Raw genomic sequence first — 23,410 nt, forward strand, 5'->3', positions numbered from 1 at the left:
CAGACCGTCGGTTCGTCCCGGCAAAGGATTGAGGGGCGGACCGACCGGAGATCAGCCCGATCAGTCGTTCAATCGCAACTGCATGGGGTCCAGCCCATAGTCGGTCAGCTTCTTGCGCAGCGTATTGCGGTTGATGCCCAGCAGGCCAGCCGCCCGGATCTGGTTGCCATCGACGCTGGAGAGCACTTCCTGCAACAGGATCGGCTCGACCACCGCCAGCAGATCGTCATGCAGCGCCCGATTGGGCTGGGCGAGGCCGACGCCCAATTGCCGCCTGGCCCATTCGCGCACGGCATGGGCCAGTTGATCGGCGGGCGCGGCATAGTCGGCCGGCACCGCGTCCAGCGGCAGCATGTGGCGCAAAATCTCCGCCGTGATGACATTTTCGCGGCTCAGCACCGACAGGCGCTGCATCAGATTTTGCAACTCACGCACATTGCCCGGCCAGTGATAGGCCATCAGCAGTTGCGCCGCGTCATCCGCCAGCGCCTTGCGCGGCAATCCTTCCTGCGCGGCCCGCTCCATGAAATGCCGGGCGAGCAGGATCACATCCTCGCGCCGTTCCCGCAGCGCCGGCAGCGCGATGGGCACCACGTTGAGGCGATAATAAAGATCCTGGCGGAAACGACCGTCCTCGATGAGTTGCGGCAGATCCTTGTTGGTCGCCGCGATGATGCGGACATTGACCCGCACCGGCTTCGACCCGCCGACCGTCGTCACCTCGCCCGACTGGAGCACGCGCAGCAGGCGCGTCTGCGCCTCCATCGGCATGTCGCCAATTTCGTCGAGAAATAGCGTGCCGCCCTGCGCCTGCTCGAACTTGCCGGCGGTGCGGGCATGGGCGCCCGTGAAGGCGCCCTTTTCATAGCCGAACAGTTCCGCCTCGATCAGTTCACGCGGGATCGCCGCCATGTTGATCGCAACGAACGGCTTGGTGCGGCGCTGGCCAAGGCTGTGGATCGCTTCGGCGACCAGTTCCTTGCCGGTCCCCGATTCGCCCAGAACCAATATGGAAAGGTCGTTGGAAAGGACGCGAGCGATGGTGCGATAGACTTCCTGCATCGCCGGCGATCGACCGACGAGGGGCAGGCCGTCATGCGGCAGGCCGGGTTCGCCATCCTGCGCCTCCGCGCTCTGGCGCGTGCCGAGCGCATCGGACACGGCACGGGTCAGTTCGTTGAGGTCGAAGGGTTTGGGCAGATATTCGAACGCGCCCTTCTCCGTAGCGCGGATCGCGGTGTTGAGCGTGTTCTGCGCCGAGAGAATGATGACGTTGAGGTCGGGGCGCCCCGCGATGATATCGGCCACGCCGTCCAGCCCGTCGCCGTCGGGCAGCATCACGTCGGTGATGAGGATGTCGGGCGCGAAACTGTCCATCAGGGCGCTGCGTTCACGGATGGACGCAGCGGTCTTCACCTTATGCCCCTGCCGGCGCAGCGCCTCCCCCACCACGACGCAGATGGCGGGATCGTCATCCACCACCAATATGGTGCCGGTCGTGGCCATCAGCCCATGCTCATCGGCAGGAGGATGCGGAAGGTGGATTCGCCCGCTTCGGTATCGCGCGAATATTGGACAAAGCCGCTCATGTCCCGAACCAGCTTGTCCACCAGCGCCAGGCCCAGCCCCTGCCCGTCCCGCTTGCCGGTGATGAAGGGATTGAACAGATGGTCGAGAATATGTTCGGGCACGCCGGGTCCATTGTCGATGACGAGAATTTCGATCGGCAGCACCGCGCTGCCCTTGCCGTCGCCTACCACCACGGACACGCCATGACGAAAGGCCGTCTCCACCCGGATACGCGGCTTATCAACATATTCAAGCGCTTCTGCCGCATTCTTGAGGAGATTTATCATCACCTGCACCAGCGCATCATCATTGATGTTGGCGAACGGCAAGGATGGATCATAATGCTTTATAATCTTTATATTTTTTGCAAATCCAGCCGCCGCAATCCCGGCCGCCCGGTCGATCAGCGGATAGATGTTGCCGGCATGGCATTCCAACGTCCGGTCGGTCGTGAAATCCTGCATCCGGTCGATCAGCGCGGCGATCCGGTCCACTTCGTTACAGATGAGTTGGGTCAGCGCGGCGTCGCGACCGCCATGGCTGGATTCCAGAAGTTGCGCGGCGCCACGAATGCCCGACAGCGGGTTCTTGATCTCATGCGCCAATATGGCCGCGGCGCCCATGGCGGAACGGGCGCCGCCCGCCGACCCGCGATGACCGATCTTGCGCGCCTGGCTCTGGGCATGGAGCGAAACGACCCGCCAGCCATCATGATCGACGATCGGCGAGATCATCAGGTCCACCTCCATTTCGGCGGTGCGGCCGGCATGGACCTTGATGTCATAGGCCGCGATCGGCTTGTTGCTGTGCCAGATGTCGAAGCGCGCGCCCGCTTCGGCGATGCGGATGGTCCGCGCCACATCGCTGCCGATGATCGCCGATCGCGCCATGTTGAGCAGGGTTTCGGCCCGGACATTGGCTTCGGATATGCAATTGTCCGGCCGCACCAGCAGGGTCGCGACCGGCAATGCCGTCATCTGTTCGGTCAGCGAAGGCCCGTCCTGCTGCATGCGAAGCGGCGGGACGGTCGTCAGCACTGTAGTCATGCAGCCTTGCGCAAGGCCGCTGCGCGCAGAGCTTCCGCATCCAGCCCGCTGGCGATCAGCGGTTCGTAGAAACGGGCCAGCATGTCCAGCACCACATCGGCATCGGGCTGCTGGTTGACGGCGTTGCGGAATTCGGCCGAACCGGTCAGCCCCTTGGTATACCAACCGATATGCTTGCGCGCCATATTGACGCCGGTATGCCTGTCATAATGTTCCAGCATCGCGTGATAATGCTCTACGATCACACGATATTGCTCTTCCAGCGACGGATCGGCAACGCGCGCGCCGTCGGTGAGCCAAGCTATGACCTGACCGATCAGCCAGGGCCGGCCATAAGCGCCGCGACCGATCATCACGCCGTCGGCGCCGCTCTGTTCCAGGGCGGTATCGGCATCCTCGATCGAGCAGATGTCGCCATTGACGATCACGGGCAGCTTGACCGCATCCTTGACCGTGCGGACAAAGGCCCAGTCGGCCGATCCCTTGTACATCTGGTTGCGGGTACGACCATGGACGGTGATAAGCCTGGCGCCCAGATCCTCGGCGATATGGGCGAGTTCGGGGGCGTTGAGGCTCGAATGATCCCAGCCCATGCGCATCTTTACCGTGACGGGCACGTCGACCGCCTCCACCGTCGCCTTGATGAGCGAGGCGGCCAGCGGCAGGTCACGCATCAACGCGCTGCCTGCGTCACCGTTGACGACCTTCTTTACCGGGCAGCCCATATTGATGTCGATGATCGCCGCGCCGCGATCGGCGTTCAGCTTGGCCGCATCGGCCATTTCCGTGGGCGAGCAGCCGGCCAGCTGCATCGACACCGGCTCTTCCAGCGGATGCCAGGCCGCCTTTTGCAGCGACTGGCGCGTCTCGCGGATCATCGCTGCCGACGCGACCATTTCCGTTACGTTGAGGCCAGAACCATAGCGGCGGACCAGCGTGCGGAAGGGCATGTCGGTGACGCCGGTCATCGGGGCCAGCACGACCGGCATGTCGATGGTCACCGGACCGATGGAGATGGGAGCAAGTTTGCGCATGATCTTGTTTCGAAATACTGCCTAAAAAACAGGCAGCCCTTAGCGGAAAATGGGTCGGGCGGCAAGCCAGTCACCTTTAGTGACTCCCCCTTTCGGTCCGTCCCGCGACCCGCTATGCGCCGTGGCATGACATCCCATAACAAGATCGTCGCCCTGATCGTCGCGGCCGGCCAGGGTAGCCGGGCCGGCGGTAACCTTCCCAAACAGTTCCGCATTGTCGCCGGCAAGGCGGTGCTGGCTCACGCCCATGACGCGCTGGCGGCGCATGGCGGGATCGAAAGCGTCCATATTGTACTGGGCGAGGGACAGGCGGATCAGGCGCGTGCGCTGCTGGGCGAACGGACCGCGACCTTCGTCACTGGGGCCGACAGCCGCCGCGGATCGGTGCGCGCAGGCCTGGAAGCGATCGCGACGGCAGGTGGGGCGGATATCGTCCTGATCCACGACGCCGCCCGCCCCTTCCTGCCCGACGCGGTGATCGACCGGCTGCTGGATGCACTGGACAGCGCGAAGGGCGCCATCCCTGCCCTGCCCGTCGCCGATACGTTGGTGCGCGGCGATGGCGACATCATGGGTGATGGCGTGGACCGGGCCGGGCTGCATCGGGTGCAGACACCGCAGGCTTTCCGCTTAGACGCCATATTGGCGGCACATCGCGCATGGGATGATAGCCGCGAGGCGACCGACGACGCGCAGATATTGAGGGCCTGGGGCCATGACGTCATTTTGGTGCAGGGCGATGAAAGGCTTGAGAAATTGACCTACCCACAGGATTTCGCCCGTGCCGAGGCAGCCCTTGCCACGCCGCGTAGCACCCGCGTCGGCATGGGCTATGACGTCCACCGCCTCGCCCCGAACGAGCTATTGTGGCTGGGCGGCGTATTGGTCCCCCATGACCGCGGCCTTGCCGGCCATAGCGATGCCGACGTCGCCCTCCATGCCATTGTCGACGCGATGCTCGGCGCGCTGGCGGAAGGGGATATCGGCAGCCATTTCCCGCCATCCGATGCGCAATGGCGCGGGGCGTCATCCGACCGCTTCCTCGCCTATGCCCGCGATCGGGTGGCTGCACGTAACGGCCTGATCGAACATATCGACCTGACCATCATCTGCGAGGCGCCCAAGATCGGTCCGCATCGCGATGCCATGCGCGCGCGCATCGCGGAGATACTGGACGTGCCAATAGATCGCGTGAGCGTGAAGGCGACGACGACCGAGCGGCTGGGTTTTGCGGGCCGGCGCGAAGGCATTGCCGCGCAGGCGGTTGCCACCCTGTCCCTTCCCGCGCTATCCTGAACCCATGCCAGATACGATCCTGCCGGCCCCGTTGGTCGAACTCGCCGAAAAGGTCATCATCGCCAATCGGCGCGCCGGGCGCACGATTGCGGTCGCGGAAAGCTGCACCGGGGGACTCGTGTCCGCCGCGCTCACTGAAATTGCCGGTTCATCCGATGTTTTCGACGCCGGTTTCATTACCTATTCCAATGACATGAAGGCGGAACTTCTGAAAGTTTCGCATGATGTGCTGGACACATTCGGGGCCGTCTCGATCGCGACCGCCTGGGCCATGGCGCAGGGCGCGCTGAAGAAAAGCCATTCCCATGTCGCGGTCGCCATCACCGGCATCGCCGGGCCGGGCGGCGGCAGCGAGCAGAAGCCGGTCGGCACCGTCGTCTTCGCCCGCGCCGAACGCGGCGCCAGCCCCGACAAGGTCGTGGCCGACATGCATCATTTTGAGGATAATGGCCGGGGCGGCGTGCGGCTTCAGGCGGCGCTGTGCGCGCTGGAACTGTTGCTGCCCGAATCACCGGCATAGAGGTCCGCGGCGCGAGCCTCGAACGCGCCGATCATCTTGCGCAGCGCCTTGTCGAAAAACTGGCCGGCCAGCATTTCGAACAGCCGGTTCTTGAATTCGAACTCAACCTCGAAATCCACCAGCACCCCGCCCTGCCCGTCGTCGCGGAAGGCCCATTCATTGTGGAGATGCTTGAGCGGCCCGTCGAGATAATCGACCCGGACATGATCCGGGCGATGCTTGTGGACGCGGGAGGTGAAGCTTTCCTTCACCCCCTTGAAGCCGACGATCATGTCCGCGACCATTTCGGTCTCACTGTCGGAGCGAACGCGGATGGCGCTGATCCAGGGCAGGAATTGCGGATAGGCGGCGACGTCCGACACCAGATCGAACATCTGCGTCGGCGTATAGGGCAGCCGGCGCGTTTCCTGATGCTTGGGCATGGAGCTATCAGGCCTTCGCCAGCGCCGCCTTGGCGAGCTTCGCGTCGCGCGCCGCCTTCATTTCGGCAAAATCCTTGCCGGCATGATAGCTGGAGCGCGTGAGCGGACTGGACGCCACCTGAAGGAAGCCCTTGGCCCGCGCGATCGCCGCATAGGCGTTGAACGCCGCCGGAGTGACGAATTCCATCACCTTGGCGTGCTTGGGCGTGGGCTGAAGATACTGGCCCATGGTCAGGAAGTCGATGTCGGCCGATCGCATGTCGTCCATCACCTGATGCACTTCCAGCCGCTCCTCGCCCAGGCCCAGCATGATGCCCGACTTGGTGAAGATCGACGGGTCCAGCCGCTTGACCGATTCGAGCAGGCGCAGCGACGCATAATAACGCGCGCCAGGGCGAATGGTCGGGTAGAGGCGCGGAACCGTCTCCAGATTGTGATTATAGACGTCCGGGCGCGCCGTGACGATCATTTCGACCGCGCGCTCATGCTTGTTGCGGAAGTCGGGGGTCAGTATCTCGATCGTCGTATTGGGCGTCGTGCGGCGGAGCGCCTCGATCACCTTCACGAACTGCGAGGCGCCACCATCGGGCAGATCGTCGCGGTCGACCGAGGTGATGACGATATGTTCCAGACCCATTTCGGCGCAGGCATCAGCCAGATTCTGCGGTTCATTGGGATCGACCTTGCGCGGCATGCCGGTCTTGACGTTGCAGAAGGCGCAGGCGCGGGTGCACACATCGCCCAGGATCATCACCGTGGCGTGCTTCTTCGTCCAGCATTCGCCGATGTTCGGGCAGGCCGCTTCCTCGCACACCGTCGCCAGTTTCTTGTCCCGCATCAACTGACGCGTTTCATTATAGCCCTTGCTGGTCGGCGCCTTGACGCGAATCCAGTCGGGTTTGCGAACGCGTTCGGGATTATTGGCGGGCTTTTCGGGCACGGGGATCGGGCTGATGTCGTTCATGCGCCCCAGATAGCGATGCGGGGCCGCTCTTGCCAGTCCTGTCTTTGTGCGGCACATCTGCCGGCCATGACCGACTTTGCAGACATGATCGCCGGCTACCGCCGCTTCCGCAACACCGGCTGGAGCCAGCAGCGCGAGCGATGGGATGAACTGAACGAGGGGCAAAGCCCCAAGGTGATGGTGATCGCCTGCTCGGACAGCCGCGTCGATCCGGCGCAGATTTTCGACACCAGCCCCGGCGAGATTTTCGTCGTGCGCAATGTGGCCGCGCTGGTGCCGCCGTTCGAAACCAATCCCGGCTGGCACGGCGTGTCCGCGGCGCTGGAATTTGCCGTCCAGGTGCTGAAGGTCGGCGAGATCGTGGTCATGGGCCACGGGAAATGCGGGGGTTGCAAGGCGGCCCTCAGTCAGGATCTGAAGGATGCGCCTCCGGGCGAAGGCGGCTTCATCCATAACTGGATCGAGTTGCTGGACGGCGCCCGCGATGTGGTGGTGGAGCAATATGGCGAGCAGCGCGACCGTGAGGTCGAGCGCGCCATGGAGCAGGAAGGCGTGAAGGTGAGCCTTGCCAACCTGCGCAGTTTCCCCTGCGTGCGCGCCAAGGAAAAGAGCGGCGAACTGAAGCTGGTCGGCAGTTTCTTCGCCATCTCCGACGGGCAGTTGCATCTGCTGGACGAGGCAAGCGGCACGTTCGCGCCCGCCTGAAGGAGACTGACGTCATGGCAACGGGGCAGGATGGCCGCGGCAATATCGCCCTGCTGATCGACGCGGACAATGCGTCGGCGGCGCATTTCGATTCGGTGATGACCGTGCTGGCGGAACTGGGCACAGTGAATATCCGCCGCGCCTATGGCAATTGGAGCAAGGCGACGCTCAAGAACTGGGCCGCCCTGTCGGTCGCCCATGCGATCGAGCCGCAACAGCAGTTCGACCTGACCAAGGGCAAGAACGCCACCGACATGAAGATGACGATCGATGCCATGGACCTGATGGCGTCGGGCCGGGTCGATGGCTTTGGCCTGATGTCCAGTGACAGCGACTTTACCCCGCTGGCGACGCGCATCCGCCAGCAAGGCATTCCGGTCTATGGCTTCGGGTCGGCCAATACGCCCGAAGGCTTTCGTCGCGCCTGCACGCGCTTTCTCGACATAGCGGCGCTTAAGCCCGCCGCGGTGCCGGTCGTGGCCAAGGCGCCGGTGAAGAAGGCGACGACAGCGAAGACGGCGCCTGCCAAAAGCGCTCCGGCAACACCCCCACCGCCTCCCCCTGCCCAGCCCCAGCGGCAGGCGGTGGACGAGGAAGTCGTGCGCCTGCTGATCGACGCCTATGACGAAGCCAAGCGGGATGAGCGCGGTTTCGTGGCGCTGGGGCCGGTGGGACAGCGCGTGGGCAACCGCTCCAGCTTCGACGTGCGCAACTTTGGCTATAAGCGCCTGTCCGATCTGGTCGCCGCTATCCCCAATTTCATCACCGAAGTGCGCGAAGGCGGGCAGACCTGGATCAAGCGGGTCAAATGAGACGATGATCGCCCGGCATCTGATGATCCATGGCCGGGTGCAGGGCGTCTGGTATCGCGCCTGGACGGTGGACACCGCGCGCAAACTGGGCCTCACCGGCTGGGTCCGCAACCGGGCGGATGGCAGCGTCGAGGCAGTGATCGAGGGCGATGAAACGGCTGTCGCACAGTTTGTGGCCCTGGCCCATGACGGGCCGATTGCAGCCAAGGTCGCCCGGATCGCCGCAAGCGATGTACCGCTGGGGTCTTTTTCTTCCTTCGAGAAGCGCCCGACGGCATAATAGCCCCTATAGTTCCGGCTGACGCTGCCGAAACCTCTCCGACATTCACGGCCATGCCCCCGCTTTACGTCCCCCTGCGGATCGGGCAGCCTCCTGCGTCTTGCATGGGTGAAGGGGACAGGCCTTGCGGGTAACGATAGCGGCGATCGTGGGTGGAACATGCTTGCTGGCGACCGGGGTGATGGCCGGAAAGCCCGCATGGCGCTGGCCGCATCTGCCCGCCGGCGTCACCGCACCCGCCGTTCCGGCCGACAATGGCATGACCGCCGCGAAGGTCGCGCTGGGCCGGCGCCTCTTCTATGATCGGGCCTTGTCGCAGGACGGTAGCATGGCGTGCGCCGATTGCCACCAGCAGGCGCGCGGCTTCAGCGATGGCCAGCCCACCCATGTCGGCGTGACCGGTGACATGGGGGTGCGCAATGTGCCGGGACTGGTCAATCTTGCCTGGCGCAGCGGTTTCACCTGGACCGAAGCCGGCCTCCATTCGCTCGAAGCACAGGCGATGGTGCCGATGACCGGGACGAAGCCGGTCGAGATGGGCATGGCGGGAAATGAAGCCGACCTTGGCCCGCGACTGGATGCCGACGCCTGCTACCGCCGGCTGTTGGCGCAGGCGTTCCCGAAAGCCGCGACCGGTGCGACCTACACGAAGGTGACGGCAGCACTGGGCGCGTTCCAGCGGACCATGATTTCCTTCGGCAGTCCCTATGACCGGGGCAGGCTGTCACGGCTCGCCCGGAAAGGCGCGGCGCAATTTGCGGCGGCGGGCTGCACATCCTGCCATGGCGGGCCGGATTTTACCGATGGGCAGGTCCATTATGTCGGTACCGCCGCGCTGGGCGAGGCAGACAACAGCCTCTATGGCGGCAAGCCGCCACCGCCCGGTTTCGAGCCGCCGCCCGAACGCTTTCGGACGCCCTCGCTGCGCAATGTCGCGGTGACCGGCCCATGGCTGCATGACGGGCAAAGCTCCAGCATCGAAGCCGCGATCCGCCGCCATGCTGCCGCGCAACTGGTCGATGTCGACATGAGCGCCTTGCTCGCCTTCCTCGATTCGCTGACCGATCGCGCGTTCCTGTCCAACAGCGCCCTGGGGCCGCCGCCGGCCGCCTGCCCGGTATCGATCGGATAAAAAAAGGGCCGATCCGTGAGGATCAGCCCTGAAAGTTTTTAGGAGAGGATGCCTGAAAGGCCCGCTCTCTATGAAATGTTAGCGCCACCATCGCAATTGCGAAAAATTCAGCCGCGATTGCAAAAACTGCAATCGCCGGCTAATGGTCAGGCGGTACCCCAAATCGCCTCGGCCGTCCGCACGACCAGTTCCAGCTTTGCCTTTTGCTCGTCGGCGGTGATGGCATTGCCCTCTTCCGTCGAAGCAAAGCCGCATTGCGGCGCAATGCCCAACTGGTCGATATCGGCAAACCTGGCCGCTTCCTCGATCTGACGCTTGAGCTGATCCACCGGTTCCAGATCGGGCGTCTTGGTCGTGATGAAGCCGGGATAGACGCGCTGGCTGCCCTTGGCGAGGAAACGCAGCGGTTCCAGGCCACCAGCCCGTTCGCTGTCATATTCCATGAAGAACAGGTCGACGCCGGTCTGGTTGAAGATGGCGTCCGCCGCCAGATCATAGGCGCCCTCGGCGGCCCAGGTGGAGCGGAAATTGCCGCGGCACATGTGCATACCGATCAGCATGTCGGACGGGCGGTCCTTGATCGCTTCGTGCATCATGCGGGCATAGGCGGTGATCAGCCAGTCGGGATCGACGCCTTCCGCCGCTTTCTGCGCACGATGCTTGGGATCGCACAGATAGGCGAAGAAGATATCGTCCATTTGCAGATAGCGGCAGCCCGCATCGTAAAAGGCCGCAACCGCCTTGGCATAAGTCGCCGACAGATCGGCGAACAGCACGTCCAGATCGGCATATTCCGGTACGCGGATATCGGCCTTGGCTGTGCGGAAATGGCAGCAGCTAGGCCCCGGGATCGAGATTTTCGGCGTAACGCTCGTATGGGCGGCCAGAAATCGGAAATGGTCCAGCATCGGATGATCGGCCGGAAAATCCAGCTTGCCATTGATGACTGGGAAAGTGGGACGCAACTTCACGCCATGGAACTGCGCGCCCTCTTCCGGATCGCGCTGCTCCAGGTCGAAACCGGTCAACCCTCCCATGAAATCATAATGCCAAAAGGACCGGCGGATTTCGCCGTCGGTGACGACCTTGAGGCCCACCGCTTCCTGCATCTTCACCGCGTCGATGATCGCGGCATCCTCCACGACGGTCAGGTCTTCCCGCGTGATAGCGCCATCCTCGAAGAAGGCCTTGCGCGCGGCCGTGACCGTGGCGGGCCGCAGCAGCGACCCGACATGATCCGCCCGTGCGGGCGATGCGAAATTCGTCATTTCGATACTCTCTATGAAGATCAGCGCGTCAGCTTCTTGTAGGCCAGTGCGGTCGGCCGATCGGCCGCATCGCCCAGGCGACGGCGCTTATCTTCTTCATAGGCTTCGAAATTGCCCTCGAACCATTCGACATGGCTGTTGCCTTCGAAAGCGAGGATGTGCGTGGCGAGGCGATCGAGGAAGAAGCGGTCATGGCTGATAACCACGGCGCAGCCTGCGAAATTCTCGATTGCCTCTTCCAGCGCGCCCAGCGTTTCGACGTCAAGATCGTTGGTCGGTTCGTCGAGCAGCAGCACGTTGCCGCCCTTTTTCAGCATTTTGGCAATGTGGACGCGGTTGCGTTCACCGCCCGACAGCTTGCCGACATTCTTCTGCTGGTCCTGCCCCTTGAAGTTGAAGGCGCCGACATAGGCACGGGTCGACATGTCGTGCCCGTTGACCTTTACATAGTCGAGGCCGTCCGACACTTCCTCCCAGACATTCTTGCTGTCGTCGAGATGATCGCGGCTCTGGTCGACGAAGCCCAGACGCACGGTCGTGCCAATGTCGATCTCGCCCGAATCGGGCTGTTCCTGCCCGGTGATGAGCTTGAACAGGGTCGATTTACCCGCGCCGTTCGGCCCGATCACGCCTACGATGCCGCCCGGCGGCAGCAGGAAGGACAGATCCTCGAACAGCAGCTTGTCGCCGAACGCCTTGGAAATGCCCTTGAACTCGATCACCTTGCCGCCCAGCCGCTCGGGCACCTGAATGACGATCTGCGCCTTGCCGGGCGAGCGATTATTCTGGCTGGCGACCAGTTCCTCGAACTTCTTGATACGCGCCTTGGACTTAGTCTGGCGGCCTTTGACGCCCTGCCTGATCCACTCCAGTTCGTCGTTGATAGCCTTCTGGCGGCCGGTCGCTTCGCGATCTTCCTGCTCCAGACGCTTGGCCTTCTTCTCCAGGTAGGTAGAGTAGTTGCCTTCATAGGGGAAATATTTTCCGCGATCGAGTTCCAGAATCCAGCCCACGACATTGTCGAGGAAATAGCGATCGTGGGTGATCATCAGGACCGACCCCGCATATTCCTTCAGATGATTTTCCAGCCAGGTGACGCTTTCGGCATCCAGATGGTTGGTCGGCTCGTCGAGCAGCAGGATGTCGGGCTTCTGGATCAGCAGGCGGGTCAGCGCGATGCGGCGCTTCTCACCACCCGACAGGCTTTCCACCGACCAGTCCGACGGCGGACAGCGCAGCGCTTCCATTGCGATTTCGAGCTGGTTGTCGAGCGTCCAGCCGTCAACCGCGTCGATCTGTTCCTGGAGCGTGCCCATTTCCTCCATCAGCGCGTCGAAATCGACGTCTTCCGGCGGATCGGCCATGATCATACTGATCTCGTTGAAACGGTCCATCTTGTCCGCGATCTCGCGGGCGCCGTCCTTGACGTTTTCCAGCACCGTCTTGTTGGGATCAAGCTGCGGTTCCTGCGGCAGATAGCCGACGGTCACATTCTCGCCCGGCCAGGCTTCGCCGCTGAAATCGGTGTCGATGCCGGCCATGATCTTGATCAGGGTCGACTTGCCCGCGCCGTTCGGGCCAACGATGCCGATCTTCGACCCGCGATAGAATTGCAGGTTGATATTGTTCAGCACCGGCTTGGCCGCGCCGGGGAAGGTCTTCGTCATGCTCTTCATGACATAGGCATATTGCGAGGATGCGGACATAGGTGCGCGCTGCTCCGAAATCAGGACGGGAAAGTCGGTTTGAAAAATCTGCGCCGAGTTAGCGGACGCGGAACATATTGGCAAATGGGGGATGGCCCGTTACGCCTTCACCCATGCAGAAAATCCGATCGGGTCCGCTCGCCGCCCTCCTCCTTGGCAGCATTCTCATCCCCGCCATGGCCCACGCGGCCGACAGCGGCACGATTCGCGAGGCCGCGCTGAAGGACGATGTCGCGTGGGACATTACCGAAGGGCTGACGACCGAAGTCGGCCCCCGCCCCGCCGGCACCGCGCAGGAAGCGCTTGCCCGCGACTGGTCGGTGGCGAAGCTGAAGGCACTGGGTTTTTCCAATGTCCGGGCCGAACCCTATAAGATGCCTGTATGGCAGCGCGTGCGCGATGAAGCCCATATCGTCAGCCCCTTCCCGCAAAATCTGGTCGTGGCGGCGCTGGGCAATAGCGGCTCCACGCCCGAGGCAGGGATTGAGGGCGAGATCGTCTACTTCCCGACTATCGCGGATTTGCAGGCCGCCCCCGACGGTAGCCTGAAGGGCAAGATCGCCTTCGTCAGCCATGAGATGAAGGCGGCGCAGGATGGCTCCGGCTATGGCTATTATGGCGCCGCCCGGCGTCAGGGGCCGAGCGTGGCAGCCAAGAAGGGCGCGATCGCCATTCTGGTCAAGTCGATCGGCACCGATCATCATCGCATCGCCCATACCGGCGTACAGATGTGGGCCGAAGGCGTGACGCCGATCCCGGCCGTGGCGCTGAGCGTGCCCGATGCCGAGCAACTGGCCCGCGTGGCTGCGCGCGGGAAGCCGGTTCGCGTGCACCTGACCGCTGTATCGAAGCGCCTGAAGGATCAGCCGTCGGGCAATGTCATCGCGGAGATCCCTGGCAGCGACCCCAAGGCCGGGCTGGTCGTCGCCGCCTGCCACCTCGACAGTTGGGACCAGGGCACCGGTGCCATTGATGATGCGTCGGGCTGCGGCATCATCGCCGCTGCGGCGTTGCAAGTGGCAAAGGCCGGCCAGCCGCGCCGCACGATCCGCGTCCTTTTCGCAGGCGCGGAGGAGGTCGGCGGAGACGGTGGCCGGGCCTATTACGCCGCCCATGGCAAGGAGCCTCATGCGCTGGTGGCGGAATCGGACTTTGGCGCCGACAAGGTCTGGCGCGTCGACTTCGCCCTGCCGACCGGGCATGACGCCCTGGCCGGCCGCATCGCGCAGGCGTTGGCGCCGCTTGGCATCGTCCCCAGCCGGGACAAGGCGCATGGCGGATCGGACATCGAACCGCTGGTCGATGCCGGTGTTCCGGTGATCGACCTGCAACAGGATGGCACCCGCTATTTCGACATCCACCACACGCCCGACGACACGCTGGACAAGGTCGATCCGACCCAGTTGCGACAGAATGTCGCCGCCTGGGCCGTGACGTTGAACCTTGTCGCCAATGCGCCAGAATCCATGGGCGTTAACTGAACTTTTATAGTAGACAACGCTCTGCCGCGTGATTCCATCGTCTCACCGGCGCAGAAAAGCATTGATTTGTGCAACGCACACGTTAATGCGGGTCGCTCGCGTAGGGTCACATTTGTAACGTGCCAGACGCGGCATAATGCTATGGGAGCCGTACACAATGAAGAAGATCGCTGTTGTTTTCGCTTCGGCCAGCCTGATGGCCCTCGCCGCTTGCGGTGAGAAGCCGGCCAACGAGACCGCGAACGCTTCGAACGCTGTCGTCGAAAACGTTGTCGAAAACGCCGCCAACGCTGCTGACAACGCTGCGAACGCCGCCAACGAAGCTGCTAACGCTGCCAACGTTGCCGAGAACGTCGCGAACGCGCACTAATCTTCGCATTTGCGAGATTCTCGAAGGGCGGGTCCATCACGGGCCCGCCCTTTTTGTTTGTCTCAACCTTGTGCCGATCCATATCCGCAAAGGAGGAACTTCCCTGCCCGCCCAAGGGTTTGATCCCTGCAACGCAAGGAGAGATCGACATGGGCAAGGGCATATTATTGTGGCTGCTGGGTGTCCCCATCCCGATTATTTTGCTGCTCTGGCTGTTCTTTCACTGATCGGTGCGATCAACGATTGACGAGGCGCAAACTTCCCCGCTAAGGCCGCCATCCGTCGGGGAGTAGCGCAGTCTGGTAGCGCGCCTGCTTTGGGAGCAGGATGTCGCAGGTTCGAATCCTGTCTCCCCGACCACTTTTCACCTCAAAACAACTCAGATCTACCCACGAGGTCCAAGGTGAAAACGCACTGTTTTCAGTGGGTTGAATGTGTCACCATAGAACGCCTCCAGGATTCGAGGTGGAATGGTGAAACAACGCATTTTGGCGGAAATGTTGTTCGTCTCGCCGCGTCAAACGCGGAGATGAAGGATTATGCTTTCCGACAGCGTGCTAGCCTCGCTAACGGCTCACGACAGACCGGTTAAAAAATCTGATGGCGGAGGCTTGCTCATCCGGGTCGAGCCATCCGGCCGAAAGCTCTGGCAGCTAGCCTATAGGTTCGATGGTAAGCAAAAGACCCTGACCGGGGGGCTGTATCCTGCTACCAGCCTTGCGCAAGCTCGCGTTTGGCGGGACCGTAACAAGGGACTGATCGCGAGCGGCACCGATCCATCTAGCCTGCTTGAAGAGCGAAAGTTTCAGAAGCATGCAAACGCCCTCACCTTCGAGGCCCTTGCTCTCGAGTGGTTGAAGGCGCGGAAACCGTCCTGGTCGCCGCGTTATTACCGGATCACCAAAGGCCGGCTTGAGGCCGATATTTTTCCTTATATTGGCTGCAAAGCGGTTCGTTCAATTCAGCCACGTCATGTGCTTGAAGCGTTGAGGCTGGTCGAAGAACGCGGTTCGGTTGGCATGGCGCACAGGCTCAGGGGAACATGCAGCGAGATTTTCCGTTATGGTATCCCGGACGGCCGCGTTGATAGCGACCCGTGCCGGGACCTCATCTCAGCCATGGTGAAAATCCCTGCCACCCGCCACATGGCCAAGGTAGAGGCGAAGGATCTGCCAGCCTTTTTTCGCAAGCTCAACGCTGATAAGGGCGCGCGCATGAGCCACTTGGCATTACGTTGGACCATGCTCACCATGGTTCGGACCCAAGAGACGCGCTTTGCGACTTGGTCGGAATTCGAGGGCTTGGGAACCGATGAACCGCTATGGCGCATACCACCGGAACGTATGAAGATGCGGACCGAGCATGTTGTGCCCCTGCCCCCGCAGGCGATCACGCTTTTGCGCGAGATTAGGGACGAAAACCCCTATGGGCTGGCAGGGAACGAACGGTTCGGTAAATATCTGTTCCCGGTCGCCGGCTCTCGCTCGGACACTATCAGCGAGAACAGAATGCTAGACATCCTTTATCGGATGGGGATGAGGGGCAAAGTCACCGTGCACGGCTTTCGGTCCCTCGCGAGCACGGTTCTCAACGAATCTGGCCTTTTCCAGCCCGACTGGATCGAGTTGCAGCTCGCCCACGTACCTCGCGGCGTGCGGGGAGTTTACAACTCTGCGCGCTACCTTGAGCATCGGCGCAAGATGCTCAGTTGGTGGGGAGACTATCTCGACGCAGCGGAAGCGCAATGCAGCGCGCCGTGCGCCGCGCACGAGCTGGCTGACACTGCGTCGACCGCCCCGCTTCAATGGTTTCAGTCCACCTGGTAGTTCCGCGGGGCCTCCATCCAGCGGCATAGCTCGGACAGACGCCAAGCGAAAGCCCTTGGTCCAATGCGCTCAGGCCGGGGGAATGTCCCGGCCTACATTTCCCGATATATGGAAGCCCTCGGCTTGCCGGTCTTTTCAGTGACCTTAATCAAGGCGTATTGATCAATGAGAATGTCGGTCACGACGACCGGGGCTACCGCTCCTACGGCATTGGTCGAACAGTATGGTCTCGAATGAAAGCGTTCGGGTCCAGCCCGTGGTCTAATAGGACGCCACATCAATTCTCGCCACGCCAGATAATCGTTGCGCATATTTCCAGATGTTCCACCTGAATGGATATCGCAGTGCAGACAGATGGGAAATCAAACTCAGCCAATTGCGCACCGTAGAGCGAAATATTCTGGACCATGGCATATTCTTAAAGGCCCTGCCAGAGACCGTGCATGGCATGTTGACGGACTGTCGCACATGCTCGCGGCGATCGAGTGTGAGAGAGGGCACAGTCTGTTGCATATCATTCGTCCTAGTCCCCATCTCCAGAGCGTCTCAGGTGCACATTGTTCCCTCTTCACGAGGATGGGCCGATATCCAGTGCCCTACATGGCACCGTGAGACTATTGGCCAACAGACCATGCGACGCCTCTGTGTGGGTTGATCGCGTAAAGCACAATCGCGATGCCCCCGTTCGCATTTTTCCCGACTGGCCGGCAGTGCGACAGGGATTCTGCCTTTCAGGCAACCTCTCCTCAAGCTTCCAAGGCTGGCCGGACTCGACCAGCCTTCTTTCTGTTTCGGTGCCTATACAGTCAGAGATTGCCAGCCGAATAAGGCCACAGAAATTCGAGGCCCCCGACTTCAGTGTAGCATCCGCTGCACTGTGGAAATCAGTTTCTCCGCCAGAGCCGGTTTCGGGACCAACGGCGCTTGTGGATGGGCTCGTATGACCGGATCATCAAGCGAGCCTGAGCAGAACAGATAAGGTATGTTGTAGAGATCAAGGTCATCGGCCAGCAGCCCGGCGTCTCCTTGTCCCAGATGAATGTCCAATATGGCGCCCGCTGGCATATGGCAGGCAAGTGCCTCCATGCCATCGGAAAGGGTGGCATAGGGACCGTCTACTTCATAATCCGCCTGCTCCAGCATGTCGGCAATCATCGCGGCGACGGCGGGATCATCCTCCACCAGCAAAATGGGGCGTCCCATCGCCTTACTCCAATCCGAGGTGAGCGCGATAGCGATCGAAGCAGCGCGCGCCACAATGAAGCCGGATTAGCGCCCCTTCCGCCATGGCCCTGGCGCGTCGAGAATCTTCAGCAACGAGCGGGCGGATTGCTTCGTCATTCCAGTCGCGACTATGCTTGATATCCAGGACTGCGTGCAGATCGAAATAGCGGCGCTCCGACCCCGACAGGCCAATCCGGCGCAATCCCTTCGCCGTGTGCGCCGACCGGTCAGGGGCGGTAAGTTCGATGACGCCAAGCGCGCCAACACTATGCCAGGCATAATGGCGCGAAGACGCCATCGCCGTCATCGCATTCGCCAGAGCCAGACTTTCCCAGACGGTATGCTCAATTTGCGTGTCGAGTTGCAGGACGTCCACCAACTGACCCAGCATGGGGCCGTGCATGCCCTTGGCGTTGCCACGCCCCATTTCGTCCCAATAGTTGCGCGCCAGTTCCAGCTTCGCACGCGCTGGTAGCTTCACCTGCGTCATCGCCACAAGATCATCAAATCCAGCCTCACCAGCCGCCTCCTGTGACAGGAACCAGCGCAGTTCGTCCCGTCCGGCCCGTTCAGCCAGCCATGGGAAAAGCCGGTCATGCTGCCCAGGCCCATTCGTTTTCAAATCCTCGAACCATGCGACGAAGCCATCAGGGTCGGTCGGCGCCTTGGCGGCTTCCTCCAGCACCGCACCACGCAATTCCTCGATAAAAGCATGTTCCAGCCGCAACATATTCCGGTCACGGTCGAATTGCGACACGGTGGCCTCTGCGGGGAAGGCCGGCGCCAGTCGCCGCCGGTTCCATCGGCTCAATTCCTCCTGAAAATCCTGCCGAAGAAATTGCGATCCGTCATAGTCGAGCTGAGTAGCCACAGAAGAGCCTTCCGATTTTGGGTATGACGAAAAAATGCGGGAGGTCGCTGCACGTTCCGGACAATCAGATTAAACAGGATCAAGATGGCGGATGATAACGATTGAAACGATCTCGATTATCAGTTTGCGCTTGAGCGGCCCAAAGCCGAAATTAGGGTCCGCCATTACCTCTAGCCGTGGATATCAGGATGGTTTTTGCAGATTTGCTCCGTAACCGCAGGCGCAGCCAGCTGACCGCCGATGACCTCGCCGCGTTGGAGGCATCCGTGTCCGACCACCGATCTCTGCCCGCACGAAAGACCTTCATATCCCGCGACCATCCGATCAGGATGAGCACCTATCTGATCGAAGGGTTCATGTACCGCTATATGGATGACCGACAAGGTGCCCGGCAATTGGTGGCTGTCCACGTCGCCGGGGATTTTGTCGATCTTCACGGCTTTCCATTGGGCCATCTCGATCATGATCTGGCAACGCTGACGGCATGTAAGGTCGCGCTTGTCCCACATGCCGCTCTGGAAGCGTTGATGGTCACACGTCCGAACCTGACCAAACTCCTCTGGTTCAGTACCCTGCTGGACGCTGCAATGCATCGTGAGTGGATCTTCCGCCTCGGCCGACTGGATGCCATTGCCCGTGTCAGCCATTTTTTCTGCGAAATCGAAGCGAAGCTCCGTGCCGTCGGCCAAAGCGACGGTATGTCCTTTCACCTGCCCATGACGCAGGCCGATCTGGGTGAAGCCTGCGGCATCACGCCCGTCCACATGAACCGGATGCTGCGCGAACTGAAGGATCGTGGCCTCATGACAGTCCTTCGCAATCAGGTGCATATCGCGGACGCTAAAGGTCTGGCACTGTTGGGAGAGTTTGATCCGTCCTACCTGTTTCTGGACAACAGAAGCTGACGGAACCGAGCCTTATCACGCTTCGTTCCTTCCCGCGCACGACCTCCAGCAGGAAGGATGGCCTATGCCGACCCCAGGAATATATGAAGATATAGGGATAGCCACGGCCGATGCGGGCCTGGTCATGCTCGACGGTCCGGATGGCATCGCCATCACCCTTACTCCGGATGCCGCAGAGGGCACCGGACAGGCACTGATCCGCGCGGCAAATGAAGCGCGCGAGCAAGTCGCAGACGTTAAAGGCGGCTACACACATCACCCACAAGAGAAATAAAACCTGCATCAATAATATAGATCAATTCCATATTTTCGTTGATGATTCGTCACGACTATTAATCTTCATCTTGATGCAACCTAAGACTGAGGCGGCGCTTATATCAGCGGCTTGCGCGCCGGAGGGGGATCGCCAAGGCCTCTCTCTGTCGAGGATTGCCGCATGAAAATCGCCCAAATTGCGCCGTTGGCTGAAAGCGTGCCGCCCAAATATTATGGCGGCACTGAACGGATCGTATCCTATCTCACCGAAGAACTGGTGCGGCAGGGCCATGACGTCACTCTCTTCGCGAGCGGCGATTCGCGAACGGCGGCAGAATTGGTTTCCATCACCCCGGCGGCCTTGCGGCTGACGACCGGTATCATAGACCCCATCCCCTATCATATGATGCTGCTGGAGGCAGTGCGGCAGCGGGCCGATGAATTTGACGCCCTCCATTTCCATATCGACCTGCTCCACCTGCCGATGATTCAGGAATTTATCGGACGGACCGTCACCACATTGCACGGTCGTCTCGACCTGCCCGATCTTCCACCCTTCTATCGCTGCTTCGGCGATCATTGCCTCGTGTCCATCTCCGACGATCAACGTCGGCCCATGCCGCCAGTTAATTGGGGCGCAACCATTCATCATGGATTACCCGCCAACCTTCTCCATCCCCACTTAGGTCATGGAGAAGGCTATCTGGCCTTCCTCGGCCGCATTTCACCGGAGAAGCGACCGGACCGGGCCATACGCATCGCAGCGCGATCTGGCATGGAGTTGCGCATCGCGGCCAAGATCGACGCAGTCGACCGTGGCTATTGGGAAAATGAGATTGCGCCGCTTGTTGATCGCTATTCCAATGTCCGCTTCATCGGCGAAATCAATGAAGAACAAAAAGCGGATTTTCTCGGCAATGCGAGCGCCCTGCTCTTTCCGATCGACTGGCCCGAACCCTTCGGCCTGGTCATGATCGAGGCGATGGCCTGCGCCACGCCCGTCATTGCCTTTTGTTGTGGTTCCGTTCCCGAAGTGATCGAGCATGGCCGTTCCGGCTTTATCGTCGAAAGCGAAGATGAAGCGGTCGCCGCCGTGGCGCAGTTGCGCCATCTCGATCGCAGTGGGGTGCGCGGCGCATTCGACGCACGGTTCACAGCGGCGCGGATGGCAGCGGACTATGTCGCGCTCTATCATCAACTTCCCGGCGCGCGAACCGACGCAGCCTGGCTTCGCCGCCAGCGCGGTGAAGAAGCGGAATTGCAGATCGTCGCATAGGAGCCGCCATGTCACTGACCCAGCCTCAGTTCGACCTGCCAGGCATTGCGGGAGGACAGGCATTGTCCCAGGTGCAAACCCAGTTCTTCATTCCCGCGACCGCCTCACTCCATGAGCGGCGTCCACGTACGCTCAAACATGGCGACAGTTTCGCCGTGTTCGATCACAGCGGTGATGCCATCGCGGGGCCAGGCAGCCCGGAAGGCCTCTATCACCGCGACACCCGCCACCTTTCCCATCTTTACCTGACCATCAATGGCATGCGGCCGATACTGCTCAGTTCGGCGCTGCGGGACGACAATGCCCTGCTAACATGTGACCTCGCCAACCCGGATTTCCTGGGAGAGGATGGCCGCGTGCAGGTGGAGCATGACCTTATCCATCTGCGCCGCACCCGCTTCCTGTGGGAAGGCGCCGTGTATGAGCGGATCACAATCCGCAATTTCGATACGGAAAGTCGGCACATATCCATTGAACTCGCGTTCGCGGCCGACTTTGCCGATCTTTTCGAGATACGCGGTATGACCCGCCTGCGCCGCGGGACGATGCACGATCCGCAGGTCGGTACGGCTGACGTGTTGCTTGCCTATCTGGGTCGTGATGATCGTGAACGGAACACTCATCTTCATTTCGATCCCGCGCCCAGCGAAATAACGGACAGACACGCCCGGTTCGAAGTCACGGTTTCGGCTGGAGATCGTTGTACCTTGTTCGCGCGCATAAGCTGCGCGCAGGTGCAGGATGACGAAACCCTGCCCAAACAATTCCTCAAATCCTTGCGGGCAGCGATGCGCGCGCTTCAGCAGGCACGCAAACGCGGCGCCACCGTCCGGTCGTCCAACGACCTGTTCAATGAGGTTACGCGGCGCTCCGTGGCCGATATTTCCATGCTGTCGACACAAACCGAGCATGGTCCCTATCCCTATGCCGGCATTCCCTGGTTCAGTACCGTTTTCGGTCGGGACGCGCTGATTACAGCGCTTGAGACCCTGTGGCTCGACCCGGCCATCAGCCGCGGCGTGCTGGGCTATCTTGCTGCGCATCAGGCGACCGACTTCGATCCGGCCGCCGATGCCGAACCGGGCAAGATCCTGCATGAAGTCCGTCATGGCGAAATGGCGGAACTGGGCGAGGTGCCTTTCCGCCACTATTATGGCAGCATCGATGCCACGCCGCTCTTCGTCATGCTGGCTGGCGCCTATCTGGAACGGACCGGCGACGCCGCATTTCTGCGCTCCATCCTTCCCCATATCGACGCGGCGCTGTCGTGGATCGACGCCTATGGCGATCGGGATGGCGACGGCTTTGTCGAATATGGGCGGCTAACCGACGATGGTCTTCAGAATCAGGGCTGGAAGGACAGCCATGATTCCATCTTCCATGCCGATGGCCGCATCGCACGCGGCCCCATCGCGCTGGCGGAGGTTCAGGCCTATGTCTATGGCGCCTGGCATGCTGCCGATGCCATCTTCACCGCGATCGGCCAGGCGGACCGGGCAAACGAGTATCGCGCCCGCGCCGCTGACCTTCGTGATCGGTTTGATGCCGCCTTTTTCGATGCAGGCCTTGGCACCTATGTTCTGGCGCTTGATGGCGACAAACGTCCTTGCCGCGTTCGCTCCTCCAATGCCGGTCATGTCCTTTACACCGGCCTTGCCCGCGAAGATCGGGCCGCAGCGGTGGTCCACACATTGATGGGGCCGGCCTCCTTTTCGGGGTGGGGCGTCAGAACCATCGCATCGACCGAGAAGCGCTACAATCCGATGAGCTATCATAACGGATCGATATGGCCGCATGACAATGCGCTGATCGCCGCCGGTTTTGCCCGCTATGGCTTCCAGCGGCAGGCAGCGCAGATTTTCGAGGGGCTGTTCGCAGCTGCCACCTATGTCGACATGATGCGTCTGCCGGAACTTTTCTGCGGCTTTCCTCGTCGGCGGTCGCAGGGGCCAACCTTCTATCCGGTCGCATGCAGCCCGCAGGCCTGGGCCGCCGCCGCGCCCCTTGCGTTAATTCAGTCGAGCCTGGGCCTCAGCTTCGATGTCCAATTGCGCCAGATCATATTGCGTCAGCCGACATTGCCGACTTTCCTGAACGGTCTTTCGGTCAGAGGCCTGTTGATCGGGACGGCTTTGGCCAACATTGATTTCGACCGTATGGGAGGTGGTGTGGTGGTCAAGCCGCTCGATCGCACCGGCGACGTGCGAATTGTCACGCTGGCCTGATCAGGGTTATCGTAGTTTAACGCGAATTGCGTCGATTTCGCTGCCTTTGAGGATGCCGCGATACTGCGCTTCGTCCAGGACAGCCCGTTGGAAGTCCGTTGGCTCGGCATCTTTCACGATCGCATGAAAGGCAGCGAATAGTTGGGCATCCGTCATGTCTGCTGTCGTCACAGCAAATGTCATAGGATCAGATCCACTCATCTCGCTTCTCCGTTCACTCCCA

23 protein-coding genes, 1 tRNA gene and 1 pseudogene are annotated in these 23,410 nt (G+C 61.4%); 14 read left to right on the forward strand and 11 right to left on the reverse strand.

The genetic code is table 11. From position 1 onward, the window contains the following. Positions 1-60: 60 nt before the first annotated feature. The 3 genes from ntrC to dusB are packed head-to-tail and all read right to left on the reverse strand — an operon-like array spanning position 61 to position 3,649. A complete protein-coding gene (ntrC, locus tag ACNHGR_RS04415) occupies positions 61-1,506 on the reverse strand; it encodes a nitrogen regulation protein NR(I) (RefSeq protein WP_475284270.1) in 1,446 nt (481 codons plus the stop codon). Continuing rightward, a complete protein-coding gene (locus ACNHGR_RS04420) occupies positions 1,506-2,615 on the reverse strand; it encodes a two-component system sensor histidine kinase NtrB (RefSeq protein ID WP_475284271.1) in 1,110 nt (369 codons plus the stop codon). Before ACNHGR_RS04420 ends, ntrC begins: the two co-directional genes overlap by 1 nt. Further along, positions 2,612-3,649, reverse strand: a complete 1,038-nt coding sequence (gene dusB / locus ACNHGR_RS04425; RefSeq protein WP_475284272.1) for a tRNA dihydrouridine synthase DusB — start codon at positions 3,647-3,649, stop codon at positions 2,612-2,614. Before dusB ends, ACNHGR_RS04420 begins: the two co-directional genes overlap by 4 nt. 114 nt (positions 3,650-3,763) lie before the next feature. On the opposite strand from dusB, the gene ACNHGR_RS04430 reads away from it, so the two are divergent. Both ACNHGR_RS04430 and ACNHGR_RS04435 read left to right on the forward strand, forming a co-directional pair. Further along, positions 3,764-4,945, forward strand: coding sequence for a bifunctional 2-C-methyl-D-erythritol 4-phosphate cytidylyltransferase/2-C-methyl-D-erythritol 2,4-cyclodiphosphate synthase (locus ACNHGR_RS04430; RefSeq protein WP_475284273.1), 1,182 nt, complete (start codon positions 3,764-3,766; stop codon positions 4,943-4,945). Between the two features lie 4 nt (positions 4,946-4,949). Then, a complete protein-coding gene (locus ACNHGR_RS04435) occupies positions 4,950-5,465 on the forward strand; it encodes a CinA family protein (protein ID WP_475284274.1) in 516 nt (171 codons plus the stop codon). Here ACNHGR_RS04435 and ACNHGR_RS04440 read toward each other — a convergent pair. Then, positions 5,414-5,887 (reverse strand): type II toxin-antitoxin system RatA family toxin, encoded by a 474-nt coding sequence (locus ACNHGR_RS04440; RefSeq protein WP_184265007.1) that lies wholly within the window; start codon positions 5,885-5,887, stop codon positions 5,414-5,416. The genes ACNHGR_RS04435 and ACNHGR_RS04440 overlap by 52 nt on opposite strands. A 7-nt stretch (positions 5,888-5,894) precedes the next feature. Continuing rightward, positions 5,895-6,908, reverse strand: coding sequence for a lipoyl synthase (lipA, locus tag ACNHGR_RS04445; protein ID WP_184265010.1), 1,014 nt, complete (start codon positions 6,906-6,908; stop codon positions 5,895-5,897). 9 nt (positions 6,909-6,917) lie between these two features. Here lipA and ACNHGR_RS04450 point away from each other — a divergent pair, with 9 nt between their 5' ends. The 4 genes from ACNHGR_RS04450 to ACNHGR_RS04465 all read left to right on the forward strand — a co-directional run bounded on the left by ACNHGR_RS04450 (position 6,918) and on the right by ACNHGR_RS04465 (position 9,780). Next, entirely contained in the window at positions 6,918-7,556 is a 639-nt protein-coding gene (locus ACNHGR_RS04450; protein WP_475284275.1) for a carbonic anhydrase, read from the forward strand. A 14-nt stretch (positions 7,557-7,570) separates the two neighbouring features. After that, on the forward strand, positions 7,571-8,368 hold the full coding sequence (locus tag ACNHGR_RS04455; RefSeq protein WP_475284276.1) for an NYN domain-containing protein: 798 nt from the start codon (positions 7,571-7,573) through the stop codon (positions 8,366-8,368). A 4-nt stretch (positions 8,369-8,372) separates the two neighbouring features. Beyond that, positions 8,373-8,648, forward strand: a complete 276-nt coding sequence (locus ACNHGR_RS04460) for an acylphosphatase (RefSeq protein WP_475284277.1) — start codon at positions 8,373-8,375, stop codon at positions 8,646-8,648. Between the two features lie 124 nt (positions 8,649-8,772). Further along, on the forward strand, positions 8,773-9,780 hold the full coding sequence (locus ACNHGR_RS04465; RefSeq protein ID WP_475284278.1) for a cytochrome-c peroxidase: 1,008 nt from the start codon (positions 8,773-8,775) through the stop codon (positions 9,778-9,780). A gap of 146 nt (positions 9,781-9,926) precedes the next feature. Here ACNHGR_RS04465 and ACNHGR_RS04470 read toward each other — a convergent pair whose 3' ends face one another. Together ACNHGR_RS04470 and ettA are read right to left on the reverse strand one after the other, a co-directional pair. Beyond that, positions 9,927-11,048 (reverse strand): 5-methyltetrahydropteroyltriglutamate--homocysteine S-methyltransferase, encoded by a 1,122-nt coding sequence (locus ACNHGR_RS04470; protein WP_475284279.1) that lies wholly within the window; start codon positions 11,046-11,048, stop codon positions 9,927-9,929. Between the two features lie 20 nt (positions 11,049-11,068). Continuing rightward, positions 11,069-12,754, reverse strand: a complete 1,686-nt coding sequence (gene ettA / locus ACNHGR_RS04475; RefSeq protein ID WP_184265020.1) for an energy-dependent translational throttle protein EttA — start codon at positions 12,752-12,754, stop codon at positions 11,069-11,071. Positions 12,755-12,867: 113 nt separating this feature from the next. Between ettA and ACNHGR_RS04480 the strand changes: the two genes are divergently transcribed. The 4 genes from ACNHGR_RS04480 (at position 12,868) to ACNHGR_RS04495 (ending at position 16,431) form a co-directional block, all read left to right on the forward strand. After that, a complete protein-coding gene (locus ACNHGR_RS04480; protein WP_475284280.1) occupies positions 12,868-14,235 on the forward strand; it encodes a M20/M25/M40 family metallo-hydrolase in 1,368 nt (455 codons plus the stop codon). Between the two features lie 157 nt (positions 14,236-14,392). Then, positions 14,393-14,605: a hypothetical protein gene (locus ACNHGR_RS04485; RefSeq protein WP_004212530.1), complete on the forward strand. Its 213-nt coding sequence runs from the start codon at positions 14,393-14,395 to the stop codon at positions 14,603-14,605. 283 nt (positions 14,606-14,888) lie between these two features. Then, a tRNA-Pro gene (locus ACNHGR_RS04490) sits at positions 14,889-14,965 on the forward strand. Positions 14,966-15,144: 179 nt separating this feature from the next. Then, a complete protein-coding gene (locus tag ACNHGR_RS04495; RefSeq protein WP_475284281.1) occupies positions 15,145-16,431 on the forward strand; it encodes a tyrosine-type recombinase/integrase in 1,287 nt (428 codons plus the stop codon). Here ACNHGR_RS04495 and ACNHGR_RS04500 read toward each other — a convergent pair. From ACNHGR_RS04500 to ACNHGR_RS04510, 3 genes and pseudogenes are all read right to left on the reverse strand, one after another. Then, positions 16,416-16,511: pseudogene (locus ACNHGR_RS04500) on the reverse strand (helix-turn-helix transcriptional regulator); the annotation flags it as partial. The gene ACNHGR_RS04495 and the pseudogene ACNHGR_RS04500 overlap by 16 nt on opposite strands. 775 nt (positions 16,512-17,286) lie before the next feature. After that, complete coding sequence (locus tag ACNHGR_RS04505) at positions 17,287-17,634, reverse strand: response regulator (protein WP_475284282.1); 348 nt, start codon at positions 17,632-17,634, stop codon at positions 17,287-17,289. A gap of 4 nt (positions 17,635-17,638) precedes the next feature. Continuing rightward, on the reverse strand, positions 17,639-18,526 hold the full coding sequence (locus ACNHGR_RS04510) for an iron-containing redox enzyme family protein (protein ID WP_475284283.1): 888 nt from the start codon (positions 18,524-18,526) through the stop codon (positions 17,639-17,641). A gap of 188 nt (positions 18,527-18,714) precedes the next feature. Here ACNHGR_RS04510 and ACNHGR_RS04515 point away from each other — a divergent pair, with 188 nt between their 5' ends. The 4 genes from ACNHGR_RS04515 (at position 18,715) to ACNHGR_RS04530 (ending at position 23,187) form a co-directional block, all read left to right on the forward strand. Beyond that, entirely contained in the window at positions 18,715-19,431 is a 717-nt protein-coding gene (locus ACNHGR_RS04515) for a Crp/Fnr family transcriptional regulator (protein ID WP_475284284.1), read from the forward strand. A gap of 64 nt (positions 19,432-19,495) precedes the next feature. Next, on the forward strand, positions 19,496-19,705 hold the full coding sequence (locus ACNHGR_RS04520; protein WP_475284285.1) for a hypothetical protein: 210 nt from the start codon (positions 19,496-19,498) through the stop codon (positions 19,703-19,705). A gap of 162 nt (positions 19,706-19,867) precedes the next feature. Continuing rightward, on the forward strand, positions 19,868-20,962 hold the full coding sequence (locus tag ACNHGR_RS04525) for a glycosyltransferase family 4 protein (protein ID WP_475284286.1): 1,095 nt from the start codon (positions 19,868-19,870) through the stop codon (positions 20,960-20,962). Positions 20,963-20,970: 8 nt separating this feature from the next. Next, positions 20,971-23,187: an amylo-alpha-1,6-glucosidase gene (locus ACNHGR_RS04530; RefSeq protein WP_475284287.1), complete on the forward strand. Its 2,217-nt coding sequence runs from the start codon at positions 20,971-20,973 to the stop codon at positions 23,185-23,187. 6 nt (positions 23,188-23,193) lie between these two features. Here ACNHGR_RS04530 and ACNHGR_RS04535 read toward each other — a convergent pair whose 3' ends face one another. Continuing rightward, a complete protein-coding gene (locus ACNHGR_RS04535) occupies positions 23,194-23,370 on the reverse strand; it encodes a hypothetical protein (protein WP_475284288.1) in 177 nt (58 codons plus the stop codon). Positions 23,371-23,410 lie beyond the last annotated feature (40 nt).

The sequence above is a fragment of the Sphingobium sp. RS1 genome (assembly GCF_056156825.1).